This window comes from Rhizobacter sp. Root1238 (assembly GCF_001425825.1).
Taxonomy (GTDB): domain Bacteria; phylum Pseudomonadota; class Gammaproteobacteria; order Burkholderiales; family Burkholderiaceae_C; genus Rhizobacter.
On the sequence record NZ_LMDM01000005.1, the window covers coordinates 213096 to 235216 of the forward strand.

Consider the following 22121-nt stretch of genomic DNA (forward strand, 5'->3'; position numbering starts at 1 on the left):
CCGCTTGTCACGCTGCCGTTCGACGGAGGCGATCGAGTATCACCTGACTCACCTCTCGGCTCGATGGCAGCCAGGTGTGGGTCTGCGGCAACCGAACCCAATCGGAGATCCACGCGGCGCTGACCTCAGATTCCGACACCACACCGTCATTGGCCTCGTCCCCGAACCAGCGCCTCAACACGGGCAGGCTGCCCGTACCGACGATAGCGGTCGTGCGCTCGGACAGCGCGGCAATCCCTGCCATGCGCCGTGACGATCCAAGCAGACGACCGCAGTCGCCGGACCAGATGCGAAAGATCCAGCGCTCGCGCAACGCCTGCGCGAGCCGCGAGGCCTTCTGTGGCGACCCCAGCAGGAAGACGTGGCGAGGCCGCAGCACGCCGTCAGGGAGTGCGGCCAGCGCATCGCGAAGCAGCACGCCGCCCAACGAATGCCCGACCACCGCATAGCCCGACGTTGTCTCGGACGATTGCGCCATCCCGATCAACCGGCGCGTGAGCCGTGCGCAGATGGTCTCGACATCCTCACAGGCCGCCAAGTAGCCAAATCCTTGGGCGCGGATACCCGCACGCCGCAGACGTGCCATCAACGGGAGGCCCGAAAACGGCGTTCGGCCGAGGCCGTGGACGAACAATGCTTGCATGGTTGAATCATCACCTGACGATGTGAACCCAGCCTACCGGAAAGCGGACACCTACGAAGGACTGCTTCTGGCCGACTGTTGCCAGTCGAGCGGCCAACCTACCGTTCAGTCTGCACGGCGAGGACTGTCAACTCGCGCCCGCCCAGCTCGAGAGAATTTCGCCAGACGTGCTTCACGCCAGATACCTCCAAGAACGCACCTCGGTACGCCTTCTGAAGGAGCTCCTTGCGCAAGACTGGGGTGAGCGACGGCAACGCGGTCGTTGGGATGTTTGAAGCCCAGGTCATGGCAAATCCGGTGAAGTTGCTGTGAGTGCCCTGCGCGACATGGTTGGCGCCGGCGTAGCTGACGATGTAGGTGAAGAGTGGCACGGGGCGAATTCTATGAAGCCGGAAAGCTGACGTTGTCCGAGGACGGCTCCTGGCCGACTGTGCTTCTTCGTCCGTCGGCCTGCAAGCGGTCGTCCAGCAGCCACCTGCGACCGACTGCTTTCGAGCAACGCGGTGAACATGCACGGTCGGCCAGGAGCTGCAGCTCGCCTATGCCCGCTTTCGGTGAAGTCATGGACGTGTTGGAGAATCCGTGAATGAGTATCCTCAAACAAATCTGGCAAGCGCTCATCGCAGCGCTCGGGCAGTTGTTCGCGGCCTACTCTTGGATCGAAATCGTCGAGGAGAAGCAGGATCGCCTCGTCCTGAGCGTGAATACACGTCATGTGATTGCCGACAAGGTCAGTCGCCTTGTCTCTGCAGCTGGGCGAACAGTTGCGAGCTTCGAGGCCATTCAATCCATTGAGGTACAGCACTGCCGCAACGGCAAGAGGCCCGAATGGTGGGTTGTCAGCCTTCACCTTCTCAGCGGACGTCGGCTGCGGATCGGCAGGACAGCAGACGAAGTTCAGGCGTCGATTGTTGCGGCGCACTTGAGCACCGTGCTGGGAAAGGGCGTTCGGGCCGTTGCGGGCAGCGTTGAGCGCTAGCGTTGGTCGAGTGCCAGATTTCGTTCGCTCGCCTTGACTCGCTGACGAACGGCTTGGGATCGGCCTCGCTCGACGGTGTCGGAAAACGTACGCCTACTGTCGGCCAGGAACTGACCGAGGCTCACCGGCAAGCAGTCGCTCGGACCGGCACGCCGTCCGACCCGTTCTGTAGCCGCGCGGTGCGCAATGCCGCAGACGAACTACCGCGGCACGAGCACAACCACCCGACCACGCCTCCCCCTGGATTCGACTTGCACATGGGCTTCGGCGATCTCCGCGAGTGTGAACGCGCGGTCGATGAGGAAGCCTGGCCATCCCGAGCCGAGGAGTGCGTTGATATCGCGCGCGGCAGCCGCCTTCGCCTCGCTCGGGAAATCGTCACTGCCGAGAAAGTAAACGCGGGTGTTCTGAAACAGGAGTGGCCAAAATGGAATGCTCGGTGTCGAGCGGCCGGTGGCATAGGTTCCGATCGAACCGCCCGAAGACAGGACCTCGACATCGATGCCAACATTGGCGTCGAATGCAACCTCGACGATATGGTCGATGCCATGCCCCGCCACCTTGCGCAATGCCGCGACGATGTCCTGCGCGGACAGGCCGTCGGTGCACAGAACGTCGTGGGCACCCGCTGCTGTCACTGCAGCCACGTCATCTTGTGACCGGACGGTGGCAATGACGCCAGCCCCGGCCAGCCGCGCCAACCCCACCGCACACAACCCCACCGCACCTGCACCGCCCTGCACGAGCACCGTGCGATTTGCGACCGGGCCGCCGGCGTGAACCGCACGGTGAGCCGTGATCCCGGGAATGCCGACACACGCCCCCTGCTCGAACGACACGCCCTCCGGCAACGAGACGGCCTGGCCTTGCGGAACCACGGTGAACTCTGCCGCCGTGCCGAAAGGCCGGTAGCTCTGCGCGCCATAGCACCACACCGATTGCCCCATCCGAGACGACGGGACCCCGGGGCCAACGCGATCGACGACTCCAGCGCCATCGCTGTGCGGGATGACGCGGGGAAACGGCATCCCGACCCCGAAGGCATCCTGGCGCTTCTTCACGTCGCCCGGGTTGATACCGGACGCATGAACTCGAATTCGTACTTCGCCTAAGCCAGGCTCGGGGTCGGCCATCGTGCCGACAACGAGTACATCGTGTGCCGGTCCCTGCTTTTCGTACCAGGTCGCTTGCATGGGTACCTCAGGAGCGCGGCAACGCGCCGATCTGCTGCATCAGTCCGAGCAGGTCCGGTTGCCCCACTTCGGAGACGATCTTCCCGGTCGACAGGCGATAGATGTTCAGCGCTTGCACGGCAATCGTCTTGCCGGTGGGGGGCACGCCGAAGAAGGGTCCGCGGTGCGTCCCACGCATGGTGAATCGCGCCGCGATGACATCGCCTTCGATGACGGTTTCTTCAAGAGTCCACCGAATGTCGGGGAATCCGCCGCGCATCATTCCGATGATCTCCAGGTAGCCCTGTGGCCCGTGCACGGGCTCGGCGCGTCCCGGAACGTGAAACACGGCGGCCGGAGAAACCAACTCCGTGGCGAGCCGCGGGTCGGCCGTGTTGATGAACTCCACGAAGCGAGCCATGAACTGTCGGTTTGCGCTGGCCGAAGACGCTTCCCTGCCAGGCACGGCACAGCCGAAGAGAAAGGCGGCAGCCGTGGCCGCTGACAAGAAGAGCACGCGTCGGGTGTTTTGCATCGGTCGCCTTGGACTGTGTATCAGGATGGGGCCCGGGCATGGTGGCCGCCCGGTGCCCGCGATCCCCGATTGTTCGATCTGTCTGCGTGTTCGACACGATCAAAGTCGGTTGCCAAATGATGAATATCGGACAATGGATCGATGCCGCGCGCAACGAGACCGATCGATATCGAGCAGGTCCCCTATCGGCCCTCGGCCGAGCGCGCGCTGGATCTCGAGGTCTTCTCGATGTCGGACCTGAGACGAAGGGTGCCCCGAGCCCACCTGGAGCGTCACCACCGCTACGACTTTCACTTGCTCGTGCACGTCAGACGCGGAATGTGCCGCGCCGTGGTGGACTTCAGTCACATCGAGTGTGGCGCCGGATCGCTGCTGACCATTCGGCCTGGACAGGTTCACCGCTTCGGCCCGGGAAGCCGTTGGGACGCAAACCTCCTGCTGTTCCGACCCGAGCTGCTGCAGGCTTCGCAAGACGTGGAGCGCCTTCAGATGCCTGAACTGGTCGACGCGCTTCCTGGCCATCTGCGCCTCGACCGGTCGACGGGTCGGTTCTTGGCCGACACGCTCGCGCGGCTGGAGGAGGCGTGCGCGCTCGAGGCCCGGCAACCGCTGCTGAACTGGCTGCTCCAGAGTGAACTGGCAACGCTCGTGACGCGGCTGCACATCTTTCACGCGGCGCAACAGCCGTCCGCCGGAACATCGTCCGACGCGCCGGAGCGCTTTCGTCTTTTCAAACGGCTTCTGGACGCGAAGGTGCATCAGTGGCATCACGTGTCGCGCTACGCACAGGCCATGGGATGTTCCGAGAAGACCCTCACTCGCATCTGCAGTGGGGTGGCCGGCGTCGGTGCGAAGGCCTTCATCGCCACGCGCCTTGCGCTGGAAGCCAAGCGCCTGCTCGTGCACACGGAGATGCCGATTTCCGCCATCGCGCACCGGCTCGGCTTCGACGAGGCGACCAACTTCACCAAGTTCTTTCGCGGCATCGAAGGATGCACGCCGGGCGACTTCCGTCGTCAGTTCGATGTCTCGGCGTAACCGCATTCAGCGATCCTGGTCATCATGAACTGCGTTGTCTTGACGTCAGCTTTCCGGGGTGGCGAGTGACAGCAACGGGTCGATAGCTCCAGTTAGCGCCGGCGCACAGCGGACGTTCAACCCACCGCGGTCCGCTGGCGGTGCGGCGCGTTGACGAGCGTCCGTGGGTGCCGCGTCGCTTGGCCGATCGTTCGGCCACCTCCGGAGCGCTGCAGCGTCCGCATTGAGGCAGCAAGCGGCCGATCGATAGCTCGAAGCGACCGACCGCAACCGCTGCAGAGCTGACATCCGATGCCACCGAAAGCTTGTCAATACTTTGTTCCATAAGGTGCTCAGCCGTCTTCCTCAATGGCTACTCCGCAGCACTGATCGAACCACACAAACTGGCTCACGGTATTGTGTGCACATGAGCGGAGTGTCATTTCGATCTCGGAACCGAGAATTACAGTCCTATCGAGTTCAAAGCTGCATGTGCACGACTGCGAGTCATAGAAGGCTTCCTTGACGTAGTGCGCAACCGCTGCTTCTGCGGCTGCCTGAGCAAAGAGCAGCAGCTCGATGAGTTCATCAAACCGACCATAGCGACTACTGATCGTGATGCCGAAGGCCTCCATGCAGCCGGGAGATACTTGGTGTGCCCTTTCGTCGAAGAATTCTGCGTTTCCAATAAGGCCGGTGATTTTCTCGTGGATCATTGTCTGTGTCAGTGGTGTTGTCGGGGCTTGCGCGTGTAAAAGCTGGCGCCGGCGGATTGAGCGATCGCATTATTTAAGTAGTCGCCTTTGAAGATGGCTATGCAATGTTGCTGTCTACCTCCGGAATTTCTCTGCCCAGTCGCGGACGTCGTCTGGTCTAAATCGTCGGATGGGCTCGTTGCCTGCTCCCGGTAGATCTACGGCACGAGGAAAGTCGGAACGCGTGAGGAGCGAGCGCCGGACGTGTGCGACGTTCAACTTCAAATAGGTGGCTACGTCCGCCGTGTCCCAAAGGCGCGCGTCCAGTGTTCGCACATCCATGAGGCGCTTGAGAATGTCCGTGATTTGTTCGATGCTGCCCTCCACTTCAGTCGACCTCCTTGATTGCCCGGATGTGTGTCTTTTGGGTGATGCTGGACTGGAGCGGAGGTGATCCGACTTGATAGTGCTCCGCAGCCGCGATGAGGTATGACGGCTGAGTGCCTTCGTCGTCCTCCCCGACCATCACGTTGGCCGCGAGCGCGCAGTCGAGAAGGAAGAGCGCAACCTCGGAGGGATGCAGCGTGTCGATACGCAACGCCAGATTTCCGATGCCGCATTCGTACAGACCTTCGAGGGTCGCGCGGTGGCGCCATGCGATGGATTCGCAGACGAACTTGGCAACGAGTCGCAGGTCGAATGCGCTGCGCTCGTTGGCAATGGCGCGCTCGCGAACGCGCTTGAGCAGGTCGAGTCGGCTGCGGCAGGCGAGGGTGGACGGAGTGGCGTCCTCGTCGATCGCCTTTCGCCTTTGCACACGGACGGGCTTTGCCGGTGGCACCCCAGCCGGTTCCGTCTGGTCTGCGTCCATGTTGCTGGGCGCCGAAGCCACATTCGGTGCCGCCGCGTCCTGCGCATCGTTGTCTGATGCGTCGCCGGTTGGGGCGGTTGGCTCGGCATGCTGAGCGGCCGGTTCGTGTTCGATGGGGTGCGGCGTGGCCGCAGCAGCGCGTTCGGCCGCACGCGGCGCGACGCGCAGCAGGTGGACTTTCTTCTTCTCCGCGAAGCAGTCCGGATCAGTGCAGACGTCTGCACTGCCCCGCGCCGAATCCGATTTGCGGCTGTCGGCTTCGGTCATGTCCGCGAAGTCGGGCGCGTTGCCCGAGCGTTTCCAGCAGTCGGTGCAGCTGCCCACGTCTGGCAGCAGGTCCGCATCGGCGATATCGAAGATGGCCTCGCGCAGCTCCAGCGAGAACTTCTCGGCGAGCAGGGCCTGGATGCTGCGGTAGCTTGCATTGCCGCCCGCCGCGAGCCGAGCGTGGGCGTCTTGCCTGATGCACTCCAGCGCCTTCTCCTGAAGTGCGGCCGACGGCAGGCGCGCGATGCGCTGCGTCGCCTCGGTGCCGAGTTCGTTGGCGAGGTACGCCTCACGCAGCGCCGGGCATGCGTCGAGCAGCTTGAACCGGTTGTAGAAGTAGGTGCGGCTCTTGCCGAACCTCGAGACAAGATCTTCGATGGACAAGCCATCGTCCTGCATCATCGACATGAACCCTTCGGCCTCTTCGAGCGGGTGCACGTCCGTGCGCTGCAGGTTCTCCGCCACCTGGGCGCTGCGGGACTGGGCGTCGGTCATGTCTCGCACCATGCACGGCGCACTGGCGAGGTTGACGAAGCGAGCGGCCCGGACGCGTCTGTGCCCGAAGACGATCTCGAAGCCGGCGCCGCCGGATCGAGGGCGAACCAGGATCGGCTGGTGGATGCGGCCCTCAGCAACGATATTCGTCGCCAGCTCATCGATGCCGGTGAAGGTGCGCCGGGGATTGAAGGGGCTCTCGTGCAACTGGTCGAGAGTGATCTCGCGGATGGTTTCCATGGTTCGTCCGAGGTTGCGTTCAGTGGACCAAGCGGCTTGCGAACTGCTGGCGTTGGAAATCGAGCGAGTCGGCGCGCTCGATGAACGCATTGCGCCAGCCGGACCACGTGGTGTCTCGGCAAGCGGGCGACATCAGGTTTACCCAGGTCACCGGCTTGACGGCGGGGAGAGGAGGAGGCGTTGTGCCGGGGTTCGGCAGGAGCTGTGCACGTGCGGTGGCCTCCGCGATCAGTGCCGCCTTGAGCAGCCCTTGGGCGTGCGCGGCGTGAGCAACGTTCAGCGCGAAGCTGTTGCGGATCAAGCGGACGAATCGGTTCTCCAGGGTGATCCAGGGGGCGCCGATCTCGTCCTCAGCGGCGGCGGACAGGTCGCCGACGTAGGCCTTGTGTGCGGCCAGCATGAGGGCCGCGAACTGGCCGTGCACATCGAGGTCGAGTTCGCGCTCGGCGATCCTGCAGATGAGCAGCGAGTGCTCGGCCAGGCTGTAGGGCCTGCAGGTGGCGCCGGTGAAGCGATTGAGGAGGCTGAGGTGGTGCGCGATCGTTCGCAGATCGATGTTGCCGGGAAGAGGGTGCTTGAGCGACACCTCGGCGCCGGTGGATCCGGCGATCAAGGCGACCTATCGGCACGTGTGCGGCGTCGAGATGTCGGCCGACGCGGTCGCGATCGACACGGGCGGCCACTTCACCCACCAGTGCTACGTCTTCGTGCGCAACCGGCCGAACCAGAACCTGTACGCGGTGAAGGGCGAGACGCGGCTGGGCCGGCCGATCAAGAGCGCGAGCGTGCTGGTCGACGTGAACGAGCGCGGCAAGACGATCCGCAAGGGCGTGCGGCTGTGGCACGTGGGCACCGACACGGCGAAGGACTTGCTCTACGGCCGCCTGCAGGTCAGCCAGCCCGGGCCGGGCTACGTGCACTTCGCGCGCGAGCTCACGGCGGAGTTCTACGACCAGCTGACGGCCGAGAGCCGGATGCTGGTGAAGACCGGCCGCGGCGAGGAGCACCGCTGGCTGAAGCCGGCGGGCAAGCGCAACGAGAAATTGGACTGCACGGTGTACGCGCTGTTCTGCGTGCAGATGCTCGGGCTGCACACGCTCAGCGACAAGCTTTGGGCGCGGCTCGAAGCCGGCTTGGAGCCGGACCTGTTCGCGGGCGGCGGGGTGCCCGTGCCGAATGCGGAGAGCGATCCGGCGCCAGTGCAGACGTCTGCACAACCGAGCGCAGTGGCCGCGGCGCCGCCTTCACCAGCTCCACCACCTGCGGCTCGACCACCCGCCGTCCGTCCCATCGTCCCGAACTCTTTCATCGTCAGCGATTCTTGGAGCAGCCGCCTGTGAGCCAATCGACCTTCCAGCCCCAGCAGCAACCCCGTCCCGATGCCCACGAGATCAAGGCAGATGCGGCCACGCAGTGGGTGTTCGACATGACCGAGATCCTGCGCGATGACCTGGCGTTCCAGGAGCCGTGGGCGAGTGCCATCGCACACGAGATCGTGCAGGGCATGCGCGCGCGGTTTGGTGGCGACGATGTCTATGTGCCCGCGGCGGACAAGTCGGCGCGCGATGAGCGCGTGCGGGAGATGTTCAACGGCCGGAACATCAAGGAGCTGATGCAGCTGTTCGGGCTGGCGCGATCGACGGTCTATCGGATCGTCGGCCGGCGAGGGCGAGACGGTGTGTGAGGTGCGCACCGAGAAAGCGCGTCAACAGATGCCAGGTCAACCCGCTTTTGGCGGTCCCACGTCAGCGTAGAAGCAGTGATCGCCAATCGTCACTGCGACACAGGTGGCAGCGGGGTGCGAGTTGATTTTCTAAGCTGCAGAAGCATGGTCTTGCGTCCTTCGGTGCCTTTGTGTAATCTCCGAGTGACAGTTGGGAAGCGCGCCTCGGCGCCGCCCGATCGAGGAGCTTAATAGGCACATCCTGTTTGAGTCGACGCAACTACATGCGTCCCGGCAGGGCGAGTGCAAAGGGAGGAAAAATGCGTGCTTCGAGTTGCCTCGCAATAGCGAGGAGTGGGGTATTGTCGTCTGTTCTCCTCATGTGGACGGAGGGCCGGTTCATGCGGCATCGCTGCACCATGGTCCCCTACATGACTCACGCCTAGCGCGCTTCGCGTTAGCTGCTTCCAAGTCTCTGAGTCGCGAACGATCGCTTGCGATCAGGCGCTAGCTCTGCTTTACCTGAATCATTCTCACATCCCTATGAAATTGACATCCGTGATGCGTTGGCTTCTTGTCGCAGGGTTTATTCCCGCCGCTGTTGCCACTGGGGAGACGATGCAGACTCCGGGCGAACTCGAGGTCGGCAGCAATGGTTCAGCGATCTTCTCCGTACCGCTTCGCCTGCCCCCAGCGACTGGGCCTGAGGATGTGACGCTCAGTCTCGTCTATGACAGTACTGCGAGTAATGGGCTCTTCGGTGTTGGATGGTCGCTAAAGGGGCTGTCATCAATCAATCGGTGTCCTAAGAATATCGCTGAAGACGGCGTTCGAGCCGGTGTCCACAACGATGCATCGGACCTCTACTGCTTCAATGGAGAGAAGTTGCGCGCCGTCTCTGGAGCTTACGGAGCAGATGGGACTCAATATCGCACAGCAAATGAGTCATACGCGCGCATCACGTCAGTCGGATCGTCGGGCGCCGGCCCTGCTTGGTTTCGCGTCGAGTTGAAGGACGGGCACATCCTTGAATTGGGGAACACGGAGGATTCAAAGCTGAAGCTGCCCTCAGCTGGGACAGTGCGAGTTTGGATGGTGAGTTCCTCCCACGATCGATCCATCAATGGGAACGTTGTTTCGTACGTCTACGAAAAGAATGAATCACTTGGTGAACAAGTCCTGCTGTCGATGCAGCATTCGAACGCGTTTGTTGGTATTGAATATGAGGCTCGTCCCGCTGTTGATGCTATTAATAAGTACGTTGCTGGAAACTCGCAGGGGAGCACTAGCCGCCGTGCCAAGACAATCCGCGTCAACTCCTTTCCCCTAGTGGCCGGTGTGCCTACCAAGCAGCAGTTCAAGGAATATCGCCTGGGCTATCAGCTAAGTGGGGCTACGCAGCGATCTCTATTGCAGAGTATCACCGAGTGTGGTACTGGCGCACAGGCTGCTTCCTGCCTGCCTGCAATGCAATTCGAGTATAGCAATGCAGCAGGGCCGGCAACGCTGGCCCAGATCGCTTCACCTGGTCCAGGTAAGGTGCCGCTAGATGCCAGAGGCAATGGTGTTCCTGAATTCTTCGAAATCCATGACAACATCATGCCGTTTCAGCATGGACAGAACATTAGCCTGACGCATTTCAAGGCCTGGGATCATAATAGTGATGGGCGAGTAGATTTACTGGCCCGCCTGTCGGATCGCAATGGAGACTTCCCTTCAGTCGTACTCGCGTCGTCAGGAGCCCAGCCCTTTGACACTGTCGCGCCTTTTGGGACTGGAATGTATTGGTGTCACGGTGACTACGACGGGGACGGTCGCACCGACGCAATTTCCGATACGCCTATTGTCGGTAACCCAAACCAGCCTGAAATTTGGCAGATGGGAACATGGGTCTCCGGAAGTTTTGCAAATCAGAAGATCGGCATTGCGGACCCCTATTGGCTGGACGAAACGTGCACACCAGTCGACGTCGATGGTGACGGGCGCTCCGAAATCGCAACGTTCGGCCAAGACTCGTTGGTGATCTACTCTGTGAATGTCACCAGCACTGGTGTCGGAATACAGCCGATCTATGGAGCTCCGCTCCAAGGTCGACCCAAGGGAATCCGTTTTGGCGACTTTAACGGTGACGGGAATACTGATTTAATTCAGAGTACCGGGATTTCGTTGAATTATACAATTTCCAACGGGAATCTATTCAATCCATTGAGTGTGCAATCGACCGTTGGTGTTAGTATAAGTTGCATTGCTGATTTTAATGGGGACGGCCGCTCAGACATTTACGATGCGATTCAGGGTTACTTTTGGCTATCCACCGGGGTTGGGTTTGTTTCGCAGGTTAGTGGTGTGCCTCCGATTAATGCTGTGAATGAATTCGTTTGCGAGGATTTTAATGGCGGTGGTCGAGCGGGCGTGTACAACGTGACCAGTGGTCAATTGTGGGTGCCGGCGGCGGCAGGGCCTATTGATCAATTGACCGGCGTGAAGCACGGCGCAGGCCATACCAGTGTCGTCGAATACAAGTCCATCGTCGATAGCAGCGTCTACACCAAGGGAGGCGGTTCGACCTATCCAAGGGTTGATGTGCAGTCAGCAGAATACGTTGTGTCACGTAAGCTGACTAGCAATGGTCGTGGTGGGTTCGCCCCGATTTCGTACACGTATATGGGCTTGCGCAAGGATATGCAGCGCAATGGAATGCTCGGATTCGAGCAGGTTACATCGGCAGATGAGGTGACCGGTGTGAAAGTCCGAACCACATATCGTCAAGATCCCCCGTTTGATGGTCTCGTCGCGCAAGTGCAGAAGTTCGCGGGCCCCATCCTGTTCGAAGTCAGTTCGCACAGCTTCCAAGCGTTTGACCAGACTGCGCAATACGCTCGCGTGCATGAGGTCGGCACGGAGATCCAGCGCTGGAATCTGGATGGCAGTTTCGTCGATCGCGTCCGGCAAACCGGCAACGATTTTGACCTCTATGGCAACTCCAGGCGCAGTGTGGTCGAGCACCTCGATCAGCCGGGCTCCAATGTCATGAGCCGCCGGACGACGAGCAACGAGTTCCAGAACGATGTCGGCAACTGGCTGATCGGACAACTCACAAGCACGAGCACTTACAGCCAAGTGAGCGGTGCGGCCATTCCGGCGGCCACGGGAACGGTGGATCTACCGGCAATCCTGACATTCTCCAGTTGCCTGATCGATTCACCGGTTTCCCCGCCGAGGGGTGCGAGTATGGTGTGCACGTTGGCGAACACGGGACAGGCCGGCGCGTTGAGCATCAACTATGCGGCCTCCGCAGGCGCGACAGCTACAGGCCCTACTACTTGCCCGGCGGGCTCCACCAACTGCGGCATTGTCAAGGTGACCACCGACGGAATACCGGGGACCTACGCTGGGTCGCTAACCGCCACGCCGGTGCCAGGTGGTAGGAACGCCGTGGCCGGGTACATGCTGGTCGTGGGGCCGCCCTCCGTCGTGTTTCAACCGGTGCAAACTAACTGGGGCGTGGTCGGCGCAGCATCCGACTCGGGCGACTGGCCGCTGATCAAGAACGTCAGCACTTTTCCTATCCAACTGGTCTCGCATGCCGCGGCCAATGGCCCGTCTGGCGTCTGGTCTTGGCAGGGAACCAACGGCTATTGTCTGCCAGGCACCACGGTCCTTGCCCCCGGCGAGTCTTGCCAAACCTTCTTTGGCATGGGCGGGCTTGCAACGCCCGGAAGCTATACGGCGGTCGACAGGATCACCTATCGACTCGCCAGTGGCAGCAGCACGACCTACACGGTGGACCAGGCGTACACGTTCTCCGTGGGCACGTCGACCATCGATTCCGCCGGGACTGCATGGCCCGAGCAGACCGTCAACACGTCCAGCGACCTAAGATCATTCACGGTCACCAACAACGCGTTGAACGGTGGCTCCCTGAAGAACTTGTCCGTCGCGGTGACGGGCGCACAGGCCAGCAACTTCCCGATCTCCACCAATTGCGGAACTACCTTGGCCGCAGGAGCCAGTTGCACCGTCGCCGTGTACTTCAGGCCCACAGCGTTCGGCGCATTCTCGGCGGACATTCTTGTCCAGGGTAGCTATTCGCGCATGCAAGGAGGGGCGGACTCGGGTCTGGTATCAGCCACTGTAGTCAACCTTGCCTTCCATGCAACCGGTTCTGGCAGTGGTGCTGCGCTGACCCTCGGGAATTGCACCAGCACGACGCCGGTCACCTCACCCAGTCAAGCGACGATGGTGTGCGTGCTGGGAAATACAGGGCCGTCGGCCGCGACAACACTGTCGTACTCCTACCCGAGCGGCGTCGTCGGCGACGGGCCGAGCAGTTGTGCCGCCAACACCACCAACTGCGGCAATGTTGCCCTGGCGAGCGGCTCCGCCCCCGGCATCTATAGCGGGACGTTTACTATTTCACCGCCGAAGGGATCGGGTGCGTCGGTGAGCATCAATCTGACCGTCAATCCAACTCCGCCCAAATTGACTTTTGCGTGCTTTGGCAACTTCCCCACGGTTACCCCGAATCCTGCAACCTTTGTGTGTACCGTTGGTAACGATGGACAGACGACAGCAACCAGCATCAACTACACCGGGCCGCAGGGAACTTCCGTTTCAGGCCCGCAAAGCTGCGCCGCGGGATCGACCAACTGTGGCACGGTGACAGTTACCAGTGACATCGCACCTGGCACATACAGCGGCACGCTCATTGCCATACCAACGCCTAGTGGCACTGCGGCGTCCGTAGGGGCCAATTTGACCGTGAAGGCGTTAGCTCTTCCTGCAATTGCGATTACTCCAGCGTCGTGGAGTTTCGGGTCTGTTAAAGAGGGTGTCGTAAAAACACAAGTACTGGGCATCGAGAACACGAACGCGGGTGAAGCAGGGCCCATATGGATTAGTAGCAGCAATGCTCGTTTCACCATTCTTCCGGGAACATGTCCCGCCAATGGTGGAGTGATGCCAGCCCACACCGCGTGTACGGTTACTGTGCAGTTCATTGGCGAAGCCCGATGTGGAGGATCGGTGGTAAGCATACCCACGGTCATCTCGGTAAAGAATGCAGCACAACAGAGCTGGACGTCTACGGGTAGCGCTGCTGATTGGGTCTACAAGTTGACGGATCCGCCATGCCGATGATCCGCCGAGCTTTCGTGTACAGGCTCAGGCACAACCATTGGTTCGATCGCATGCAGTCGCGATCGCTCTGCCACTCACTTTCGCCGAAATGCACCATGAGTGAAGCCCATTCCTCTCTTGCCGAACCGCGGTCAGCTCGGCGTCTCATTGGCACATTGCTCTTGGCGCTGCTGCCTGCTTTCGGCAGCGCATGGGCGCAGGTGCCGGCGGATCCATTCCAGTACAGCCGTGATTCGGTCATGGAACGTGACCCTGCCAACGGACGGGTGACAGCTGTGACGCTGCAGCCGGGCCAACCGCAATCATGTCTACGCACAGAGTATCTATACGACGACTATGGAAATCGACGGAAGACAACCCAGAAGAATTGCGTCGGTGCGACTGGCACTGCACTATTCCCGGTGCGAGAACTCACCGAAGAGTATTTGGCCGAAGGAGGCACCCCGAAGGGTATTGCGCCGACGTTGACCACCAATGCTGAAGGGCATATTGAGCATACGCAGGTAAGTCCAAGCTTTGGCGCTCGTACTAGCCACCGTGATGTGAACAATTTGCAGACGGTGATAATGCTAGATGAGTTCGGTCGCAAGGTGAGCGAGATCCGACCCGATGGGAATCAACGCACATGGACATACAACCTCTGCCCCGTATTTGGGGGCTCTAGCACGGATTGCTCCTCATTTACCGCGGCAGGAGCTGTAGTCTCTTACTACATTCGCATGACACCGCGAAACGCCTCTGGGGTCCAAAATGGGCCAATTCAGACCAGCTATTTCGACACCGAAAATCGCGAGATCCGTCAAGAGGTTGAAGCCTTCGCCACCGGGGTGATGCGTATCAGCGTGATTGAGCGTCAATACGATGCCGCTGGCAGATTGTTCAGAGAAGTCGGACCATACTTCGCGGGAGGCTCCGCAGCGGAGTGGGTGGAGTGGACCTATGACGAGCTCGGCCGCGTTAGAACCGAGTCTCGACCGAATCCAAATGCGCCAGGCGGCGTAGCAGTGGCAAGTACAGAGTATAACGGTCGTTCCACTTTGCAGACCAATGCTCTTGGTCAGACGTTAATCAAGGAACGTAACGAATACGACCAAGTGTTTCGGGTCACCGATACGCAAGGTAATCAGATCAGTTATCTCCCGGATGCCTTCGGGAATGTCGTTGTAATCCAAGATCCCAAGGGTAATATATCTGTCGCAAACTATGATATGCGTGGAAGTCGTGTCGGACTGATCGACCCAGACATGGGGTCGTGGATCTATGAGGTCGATGCGGTTGGCCAAGTGGTACGGCAAGTAAGTCCCAAGAATTTGTCGTCCACTATGGAGTACGACCGTTTGGGGAGACTAGTACGAAGGACAGAGCCGGATCTTGATAGTTTCTGGTTCTATGACGTCACTGCCGCGAAGACTGCCTGCGGCTATAGCCTAGGGCTGCTGTGTGAGTCGACGACCAGCACGGGCTACCGACTCGCGAACAACTACGATGCACTTGCGCGTTTGACCTCCTCTACCGTGACATTGGGTGGTGGTGCGGATGGGGCGTTCGTCGGGAAGGTACGTTACAACGCGGATGGTCGTATCGACCAACAGATCTGGCCGACTGGATTTGCGGTCAAACGTACCTATAACGACCGCGGTGTGCTGTTGGACCTGCGCAATGTAGCGACCGACCAGATTTACTGGCAGCGCCTTGAAGGCAACGCACGAGGTGACGCTGTTCGAATTGCATTGGGCAATAACCTGACGGATCTTCGGCAAGTCGACGCGCAGACCGGGAATGTGACGGGAATACAGTCAACCGGTGCCGCGGGCGTCATTTTAGATCAGAGCTTTAGTTACAATGCGATAAATAATTTAAACGGCCGATCCGATGCGCTGCAGCACTTGAATGAAGCCTTCGGATACGACCGGTTGAATCGTTTGACCGCACAATTGGTGCAAAGCCCTTCGGTAAGCCGAGTGGTTTTCTATCAATATGATGCTCTGGGGAACATAACCTATAACAGCGATGTGGGGTCTTACAATTACGTTCCGGTGGGAAATGGGCCCACTCGACCGCATGCTGTAAAGCAGGTGTCGGGCCAAACTGGGAAATTTGCGAGCCCAATATACCAATACGATGCCCACGGCAACATCGAGACCGTGGCGGGGACTAATGGTGTAACACGTACCCATGTTTGGACCAGTTTCGACTCGCCCCAGAGTCTGTCACTTTCCCCGGGTGGTGTCAGCAGTACTTTTTGGTATGGGCCGGAGCATCAACGGATCAAGCAGACGGTGATTCGCAATGGACAATCTCGTACGGTGCTCTACCTGCATCCTGATAACGAGGGCGCGTTGTATTTCGAGCGAGAGTTGCAAGGCACGGGTGGCGTTGCGACGAACCGTCACTTCCTGCTGGCCGATAGCAATGTAACTTTGCAGATCGAGTCGCCAGGAGGGGTCGCGGTGGATCCTGTGCCTACGAACGTGACGGGTCTTCAGTACCGTTATTGGCACAAGGACCCCCTCGGCAGTGTTGTGGCCGTGACCGATGGTGTTGGCGGTGTGCTCGAGCGATTGTCTTATGACCCGTTCGGAAAGCGCCGCTCGCCCGCGGGAGCATATGACCAAGCCGGAAGCATCGATGCCGTCAGCACTAAGCGGGGGTTTACAGGTCATGAACATTTGGATGAGATTGAATACATTCACATGAATGCTCGGATCTATGATCCGGACATTGGCCGTTTCCTAAGTGCCGACCCTACTATTCCCTCAGTGCATCACTTGCAGAGTTTCAATCGATATAGTTATGCGCGAAACAATCCATTGAACCGTGTGGATCCGAATGGGTTTGATGACTCGGCGGAAGGCGAAAGTTCTGAAATGGCTGATAAGCCGACGAACAGCTTGAGCAAGGATAGCGTTGGAAACCAGATAGCGAACACAGCGAACGGAAAGTCGACAAGCCCGACGCAGTCGAATGCAAAGGCCGCTAAGGCGCAGCCTGGTACTCAAGAGGGAGCGACGCCGGGTCAGGAACAATATGGCATTATGAGCGAGCGAGGAAAGCTTGCTGCAAAGTTGGGCGCCCAAGCAGTCGAGGAGGCGGGGTGGTGGGGGTTGGGTGAGGGCCTCGGGCGGATGGTCGGGCCTGCATTAGGTTGGGCAAGTGGAAAGGTTCGTGGTTTGCTGGGCAGCGGAGCCGCTACGGCAGAGAAAGCAGTGGCTGCGGAGGTCAATCAAGCACGAGTTGCGTCGCTCCCTAAGGTAAATATCACCGCTTCAAAGAGTATTTCAGTAGCTACTAGCTCGGGGACGGGAAAAGCAGGCCCCATGCAGGTGACGCGCATTATTAAGCGAGGCGAGAATGTTTCTGATATTATTAATGAGGCAAAGGGTCTCACGCATATGACGGGTAACGAGCATGCAGTTGTTACGCTCGCGAATGGCGAGAGGGCAATTGTCTCTGGCTCACCAGATGGGATCGAATTCGCTGAAGGTTCCATCAGTAAAATATTTGGGCATACACACCCCACTAATGCAATGCCGAGCGACGCGGACGCGGCGGCCTTAAGAGCGCTTGGTCAGACGAAACAGTATGTTTTTCACGGCGGGCAAGTTTCAGTTGTGCGGTCCGGACATTGAATAATCTGGAGTAGAAATGGCATTGTTATTTGTTGGAAGGACGCTTTGCCCCCTTTGCGGAATCGTGATTAAGGAGGGGGAGAAGGCGCATGTATTCCCTCCGTTCGTCATGAACTCGAAGGATGTGTGTTTTGACCTATCTGATGCTGCGGTTCATGCCACCTGTCTCGACGCGGACAAACGACGCGAAGAAGCTCTGCGACGGGTGGTTGAGCGAGTGGAGAAGGTTGGTCCAGGAAAACGAAAGTGCGTGGTATGTGCTCTCGAAATTATCGAGCCCGAAGATTATCTATTTATTGACTATTTGGCTAATGCTGTGACGCATGCTCTTGGCAGATTTAACTACACGCATCTGCACAAGAGTTGCGCCCCGCGATGGGGCGAGTCGAGGGGCTTCGTTAAACTCGCCTCCGAAGCAATTGCATCGGACGCTTGGGGCGGTCCGTATTTGGCGTTCCTCTTACGAGATATTAAAGCCGCGGGATCGAAGGATTATGAGTCTGATCGCCCGGGATGAGTGCGCATCCTAAATAGATGGGCTTCTAAACCCTGGTGAGAGTTAGGCGACCCTAGGGCGCTCAGCAATAACAATATAGGGGCCGGCAAGGTTCCATCATGTCGATCGGAAGAGGGGTCTTTACGCCCCTTAAGCCGCCCATTGCCGGTGGTTATGATTTCCCGATCGGTGCGACCGGTGAATGTGCTGGGATAGATCTTTCGCAGATGTTGGCCTACCGGAAGAAATCGCTTGTCTTCAAGCAATTATTAAGGGTTGCTGGATAGGTTTTCACCGATCCTAGTGCAATGTCAGTTCTCGACTAGATCGATCACGTTCTGCCAAAGTGGCTGGGCCGCGATTCCGACATACCCCGACTCCTGTGCGTCGTTGCATTCGATCACAATCCAATGTCCTTCGGCCGTCTTGGCAAAGTCGACGACGAGAAAGGGGACGGCCAAGCGTGTTGCTGCAATCCTGGCGACCTCGAGGCCAGCCGCCGCATCGGCGCACTCGTACGCTGGCACTTGGTACCAGTATCTTCCCCAGCCAACGCATGTGCCGTGCCACCAGAATGACCGGAATTCCACCGAGGGCTGCACCTTTCCTGGCACTTGCCCAGGAACGGAAAGCAGGGGGATGAATTCTCGGATGACTGGCTTCTGCCAGTGCAAGATCGAATCAGATCGATACAGTCGAGAGGCTGCTTCGAAGTGATCGCGGCTTCGGATAATCGACAGGTCCGGGTTGTGCTTGCTGGTTTGCCTTGACCCCTTCATGAAGACTGGCCAACGAAAGTCAGACTCGACTTCGCTTGCCGTGGGCAAGGCATCGAAAACCTTCGTGCGTGGAGTAAGCCCTTCCAGAACGGGATACCACGCTTCCAATTCGCTTGCGAGGACATGCTCTGCAGGCGAGTTCACAAGGCGCAGGCCCATTGCTAGCTTGTCATCGAATTCGGTTGCGTAGTCGCTGAGGGGTCCAACTCGCAGGACGCACAACTCTTCGCCTTCGATCTGGTACGGGTGGTCACACGCAAAGTGCAAGTCGAAGTCGAAGTCATAGGCCGGTACCCCTACGTCCTCGCTCACGACGATGAGCTTGTATTCGACGCGTGCGATGTTCATGCTCTCAATGCTAACGTGTCGCCTCGAGGTGCCGAGCGTGGGATATGAACGATCGATAGCTCTCGGTGGAAAGCGTTAGTCTTACTGTGTCACTAAAATCGTGGCACGATACGCAACTCTTCATTCTTCAGACGAGGAACGATGGGTGCGAGCGAACGGTTTGACGAGTACATGGAGCACCTGGCGCAAGGTCTGGGGCATTCGGACCGCCATGCGGGGCTCAAGGGGTATTTCACGGGGCTGATGCTGCCGCTGTCGCGCAAGAGCGTGGAGCCGATGGCCGCGCGGGTGGATCCCGTGCATGCGAGCGCCCGGCATCAAGCGCTGCATCACTTCGTTGCCAAGGCTGAATGGTCCGATCGAGAGATGCTGCGCCGGGTCTGCCAGTGGGTGGTGCCGCAGATGGACTTCAGCCGAGGCGGCTGGTGGATCATCGATGACACCGGGTTCCCGAAGAAGGGCAAGTACTCGGTGGGCGTGACCCGTCAGTACTGTGGGATGCTGGGCAAGCAGGACAACTGCCAAGTGGCGGTGAGCGTGTCGCTGGCCTGCGATCAAGGCAGTGTTCCGGTGGTGTGGCAGCTCTATGTGCCCGAGGACTGGGCCGCGGACCCGGTGCGACGGCAGCGGGCCGGTGTGCCCGAGGAGTTGCGCTTCGCGACGAAGACGCAGATCGCGCTGGCGCAGTTGCGCGGCCTGCTGGAGGAAGGGGCTCCACGCCACTGTGTGTTGGCCGATGCGGGTTACGGCGTTGACACGGCGTTCCGCCAAACGCTCAGCGACATGGGGTTGCTGTACGCCGTGGGCGTGACCTCCGCGGTCGTGGTCTGGCCTCCCGGCGTCGAGCCCTTGCCGCCGAAGCGCTACAGCGGCAAGGGACGCCCGCCGGTCATGCCACGGCGCACCGCTGCAATCCAACCCATGAGCGTCAAGGCGCTGGCCTTGTCCCTGCCGGAACAGGCGTTCCACACGATCAGTTGGCGCGAGGGCACCAACGAGCCGCTCAGCGGACGTTTCGCAGCACTGCGCGTGCGACACGCTGGAGGCAACGCCGGCAAGGCGAGGTTGCGTCCGCTGGAATGGCTGCTGATCGAGTGGCCGGCCCACGAGGCCGAGCCGAGCAAGTACGTCTTGTCCACATTGCCCGAGGACATTGCGCTCAACGAATTGGTCGCTGCCGCGCATCAGCGCTGGCGCATCGAGCGCGACTACCAGGATCTGAAACAGGACTTCGGGCTGGGGCACTACGAGGGCCGGGGCTGGCGCGGGTTCCATCACCATGCCAGCCTGAGCATCGCAGCCTACGGATTCCTGATGACCGAACGACTCATCGCCGACAAGCCCGTCGGCGGCAAAAAAAACTTCATCGAACGCAAAGTGCCTGCCCTTCCCGAGGATTACATCCCCCGCGGCAGTCCTGCGCGCGCAGCGTCACGTGAGCAACTCCATCACGACGCTGCGCCATCAACTCAGCTACGCGTTGATCGCCCGCCTCGGGCAGTGCCCCTGCTGCGGAAGGGTACGAGAAAAACTACTCTTGTGACACAGTAAGATTAGCGCAACCCGCGGCGGCCGCTTCTACTTCGCCCACCCAATTGAATACGAGCGCTGGCTCAGTGATGGCGCTCCGGGCTTGGCCTTGACCCAAGTCCAAGCAGTCCACGCCGCACAGATTCAGCGACCTTGAAGCAGACACTGATGGCCGACCGCACCTGGCCGATTGTTGTCTGCCGCTGCACCAGTCGTCTGCGGTAGACGACCCGTGCTGTCAGCCAACTCCCATCTGGCATGCAGAAAGGCGGTCGCTCCCCGGGCTAGCGGGTTCGGGAATGCGGTGTCTCCACTCTCGATGGAATGACTATCCATTCACCGTCTTTCTCGACGTATCGGAACAAGTCCCCACGCCCGAAGCCGTCGCCGGCGCAGTAGCCCGATACCTCCACCCACAGGTACCCACCTTCTGACTCGCCACACACGGCCCTGGTGAGCGTACAACCTGAATGCACTCTCGCAAAGTCAGCTGCCACCTGCGCATCGGTGGGGCCGCTGCAGCCCAAGATCGACGCACCGCAGAGAGCCGTAGCCCCGACAGCCAAGAGGCGACCGAGAACAGAGCGAAGCTGTTGAGGAGTCATCCGCAGAATCTGCACCCACATGGCGAAGCCGCTGTGAAGTCTGCGTGTTCCGAGGTCGTGTCGATTCTTCGAAGCGGCATCGCTACTCCACCGACGGCGAGAGTCAGCCTTTCGCGACGCCCACGCCTGTTGCAACCACAATGAGAGGTCATCCGAGAGCGGTCATTCGCGAACGGCAGCGAGTGGACGGATTGGGACACCTGGCGTGGCGCCTACGTCAGCCGGCTTCGTACTTCCATCAGGGCAAAACCGAGAAGGTTCAGTCCGAGCCACGCTCCCGGATGCAAGGCGGCCATATCGTTCGCGGCCAGGCCGATGCCCCAGATGCGATCTACTGGGCTGGCCTCGACGAGCACGCGGCTTCCCGTGGCGAGCAAGTAGTCCCGCATCGCGAGGTTCTGCGAGAACTTCGCATGGTTTGCTGTCACAACGATCTCGAAGCGCGCGGTCTCCCAAACGGCGTTGTCGAAGGCCTCCACAGTTCGGCCGAGCTTCTTTGCCTCCGCCGGCGTTCTGCAAGCCAGGATTCGAAAGCGCGCCGCCTCATCGCCAAAGAGTCGCGCCTTCTCCGCCATCATGAAATGCTCGGCGGTCAGGTAGTGCTGGCCATCGACCTCGAAGCCGGCCTCGAACCACTGGCTGAGGCATCCCTTTCCGATGGAGCCGTCGACGTTCGGTTGGTTGCCCCAAAAGAGTAGGTACTTGAGTGTGGCGCCTGCGTCGAGCGAACGCAGCAGGTCGTCGACAGTGCGAGGGTTCACGGCTTCAATCATGGCAGTCGTCGGTAGATGCGATCGAGCGGGGTCACGAGTTGCGAGGGGCATGATTGAGGTGGCTAGCCTATCCGAAAGCCGCCGCTCGCGAGGGGCAGCTCATGGCCGATTGTTGCCGATCGTCTGCCTCGCCTGGTTGCCTCTAGGGAACCACTGATTTATTCGGGCAGATCTCGATGGCCGAATGAGCTGCGGACGGCGAGGATGGCGGCATGAAACAGACGAGCTTTGCGAGCCTGGAGTAC

At 60.0% G+C, this 22121-nt stretch carries 17 protein-coding genes; 8 read left to right on the forward strand and 9 right to left on the reverse strand.

All coding sequences use genetic code 11. The annotated features are described in order from the left end of the window. Positions 1–7: 7 nt before the first annotated feature. Together ASC98_RS06525 and ASC98_RS06530 are read right to left on the reverse strand one after the other, a co-directional pair. Positions 8–643 carry a triacylglycerol lipase gene (locus ASC98_RS06525; RefSeq protein ID WP_056819778.1) on the reverse strand — a complete coding sequence of 212 codons (636 nt, stop codon included), beginning with the start codon at positions 641–643 and terminating at the stop codon, positions 8–10. Between the two features lie 98 nt (positions 644–741). After that, positions 742–1014, reverse strand: coding sequence for a hypothetical protein (locus tag ASC98_RS06530; RefSeq protein ID WP_056819782.1), 273 nt, complete (start codon positions 1012–1014; stop codon positions 742–744). 215 nt (positions 1015–1229) lie between these two features. Here ASC98_RS06530 and ASC98_RS06535 point away from each other — a divergent pair, with 215 nt between their 5' ends. Further along, positions 1230–1622, forward strand: coding sequence for a hypothetical protein (locus tag ASC98_RS06535; RefSeq protein ID WP_056819783.1), 393 nt, complete (start codon positions 1230–1232; stop codon positions 1620–1622). A 200-nt stretch (positions 1623–1822) separates the two neighbouring features. Here ASC98_RS06535 and ASC98_RS06540 read toward each other — a convergent pair whose 3' ends face one another. Next, a complete protein-coding gene (locus tag ASC98_RS06540; protein WP_056819786.1) occupies positions 1823–2815 on the reverse strand; it encodes an NADPH:quinone reductase in 993 nt (330 codons plus the stop codon). 7 nt (positions 2816–2822) lie between these two features. Then, entirely contained in the window at positions 2823–3329 is a 507-nt protein-coding gene (locus ASC98_RS06545) for an ester cyclase (RefSeq protein WP_235581188.1), read from the reverse strand. Positions 3330–3470: 141 nt separating this feature from the next. On the opposite strand from ASC98_RS06545, the gene ASC98_RS06550 reads away from it, so the two are divergent. Next, a complete protein-coding gene (locus tag ASC98_RS06550) occupies positions 3471–4367 on the forward strand; it encodes a helix-turn-helix transcriptional regulator (protein ID WP_056819788.1) in 897 nt (298 codons plus the stop codon). Positions 4368–4699: 332 nt separating this feature from the next. Here the strand turns inward: ASC98_RS06550 and ASC98_RS06555 are convergent, their stop codons facing one another. The 3 genes from ASC98_RS06555 to ASC98_RS06565 form a co-directional block, all read right to left on the reverse strand. After that, a complete protein-coding gene (locus tag ASC98_RS06555; RefSeq protein ID WP_157597793.1) occupies positions 4700–5062 on the reverse strand; it encodes a hypothetical protein in 363 nt (120 codons plus the stop codon). Positions 5063–5429: 367 nt separating this feature from the next. Continuing rightward, complete coding sequence (locus ASC98_RS06560; RefSeq protein WP_056819794.1) at positions 5430–6914, reverse strand: ParB/RepB/Spo0J family partition protein; 1485 nt, start codon at positions 6912–6914, stop codon at positions 5430–5432. Positions 6915–6933: 19 nt separating this feature from the next. Next, positions 6934–7527, reverse strand: coding sequence for a hypothetical protein (locus ASC98_RS06565; protein ID WP_057480025.1), 594 nt, complete (start codon positions 7525–7527; stop codon positions 6934–6936). Here ASC98_RS06565 and ASC98_RS06570 point away from each other — a divergent pair. The 5 genes from ASC98_RS06570 to ASC98_RS30140 all read left to right on the forward strand — a co-directional run bounded on the left by ASC98_RS06570 (position 7490) and on the right by ASC98_RS30140 (position 17862). Continuing rightward, positions 7490–8254, forward strand: coding sequence for a terminase gpA endonuclease subunit (locus ASC98_RS06570; RefSeq protein ID WP_056819798.1), 765 nt, complete (start codon positions 7490–7492; stop codon positions 8252–8254). The genes ASC98_RS06565 and ASC98_RS06570 overlap by 38 nt on opposite strands. After that, the gene (locus ASC98_RS06575; RefSeq protein ID WP_056810423.1) at positions 8251–8598 is read left to right on the forward strand and encodes a Mor transcription activator family protein; all 348 of its coding nucleotides are present in this window, start codon (positions 8251–8253) and stop codon (positions 8596–8598) included. Before ASC98_RS06570 ends, ASC98_RS06575 begins: the two co-directional genes overlap by 4 nt. Positions 8599–9120: 522 nt before the next feature. Continuing rightward, the gene (locus tag ASC98_RS30135) at positions 9121–13716 is read left to right on the forward strand and encodes a choice-of-anchor D domain-containing protein (protein WP_157597796.1); all 4596 of its coding nucleotides are present in this window, start codon (positions 9121–9123) and stop codon (positions 13714–13716) included. A gap of 95 nt (positions 13717–13811) precedes the next feature. Further along, the gene (locus ASC98_RS29315; protein WP_162249245.1) at positions 13812–17345 is read left to right on the forward strand and encodes an RHS repeat domain-containing protein; all 3534 of its coding nucleotides are present in this window, start codon (positions 13812–13814) and stop codon (positions 17343–17345) included. A gap of 16 nt (positions 17346–17361) precedes the next feature. Then, entirely contained in the window at positions 17362–17862 is a 501-nt protein-coding gene (locus ASC98_RS30140) for a hypothetical protein (RefSeq protein ID WP_157597797.1), read from the forward strand. A gap of 290 nt (positions 17863–18152) precedes the next feature. Here ASC98_RS30140 and ASC98_RS06600 read toward each other — a convergent pair whose 3' ends face one another. Further along, positions 18153–18968 carry an ATP-grasp domain-containing protein gene (locus tag ASC98_RS06600; protein WP_056810434.1) on the reverse strand — a complete coding sequence of 272 codons (816 nt, stop codon included), beginning with the start codon at positions 18966–18968 and terminating at the stop codon, positions 18153–18155. A 141-nt stretch (positions 18969–19109) separates the two neighbouring features. Here ASC98_RS06600 and ASC98_RS06605 point away from each other — a divergent pair, with 141 nt between their 5' ends. Next, entirely contained in the window at positions 19110–20519 is a 1410-nt protein-coding gene (locus ASC98_RS06605; RefSeq protein WP_056810437.1) for an IS701 family transposase, read from the forward strand. A 796-nt stretch (positions 20520–21315) separates the two neighbouring features. On the opposite strand, the gene ASC98_RS06610 is transcribed toward ASC98_RS06605, so the two are convergent. Next, positions 21316–21876, reverse strand: a complete 561-nt coding sequence (locus ASC98_RS06610) for an NADAR family protein (protein ID WP_056819802.1) — start codon at positions 21874–21876, stop codon at positions 21316–21318. Positions 21877–22121: the final 245 nt, after the last annotated feature.

Bases quoted from the DNA above. Each gene is read 5' to 3' on its own strand.
- ASC98_RS06525 (WP_056819778.1), bottom strand. From the start codon at position 643: ATGCAAGCATTGTTCGTCCACGGCCTCGGCCGAACGCCGTTTTCGGGC.
- ASC98_RS06535 (WP_056819783.1), top strand. From the start codon at position 1,230: ATGAGTATCCTCAAACAAATCTGGCAAGCGCTCATCGCAGCGCTCGGG.
- ASC98_RS06540 (WP_056819786.1), bottom strand. From the start codon at position 2,815: ATGCAAGCGACCTGGTACGAAAAGCAGGGACCGGCACACGATGTACTC.
- ASC98_RS06545 (WP_235581188.1), bottom strand. From the start codon at position 3,329: ATGCAAAACACCCGACGCGTGCTCTTCTTGTCAGCGGCCACGGCTGCC.
- ASC98_RS06550 (WP_056819788.1), top strand. From the start codon at position 3,471: ATGCCGCGCGCAACGAGACCGATCGATATCGAGCAGGTCCCCTATCGG.
- ASC98_RS06555 (WP_157597793.1), bottom strand. From the start codon at position 5,062: ATGATCCACGAGAAAATCACCGGCCTTATTGGAAACGCAGAATTCTTC.
- ASC98_RS06560 (WP_056819794.1), bottom strand. From the start codon at position 6,914: ATGGAAACCATCCGCGAGATCACTCTCGACCAGTTGCACGAGAGCCCC.
- ASC98_RS30135 (WP_157597796.1), top strand. From the start codon at position 9,121: ATGAAATTGACATCCGTGATGCGTTGGCTTCTTGTCGCAGGGTTTATT.
- ASC98_RS29315 (WP_162249245.1), top strand. From the start codon at position 13,812: ATGAGTGAAGCCCATTCCTCTCTTGCCGAACCGCGGTCAGCTCGGCGT.
- ASC98_RS30140 (WP_157597797.1), top strand. From the start codon at position 17,362: ATGGCATTGTTATTTGTTGGAAGGACGCTTTGCCCCCTTTGCGGAATC.
- ASC98_RS06600 (WP_056810434.1), bottom strand. From the start codon at position 18,968: ATGAACATCGCACGCGTCGAATACAAGCTCATCGTCGTGAGCGAGGAC.
- ASC98_RS06605 (WP_056810437.1), top strand. From the start codon at position 19,110: ATGGGTGCGAGCGAACGGTTTGACGAGTACATGGAGCACCTGGCGCAA.
- ASC98_RS06610 (WP_056819802.1), bottom strand. From the start codon at position 21,876: ATGATTGAAGCCGTGAACCCTCGCACTGTCGACGACCTGCTGCGTTCG.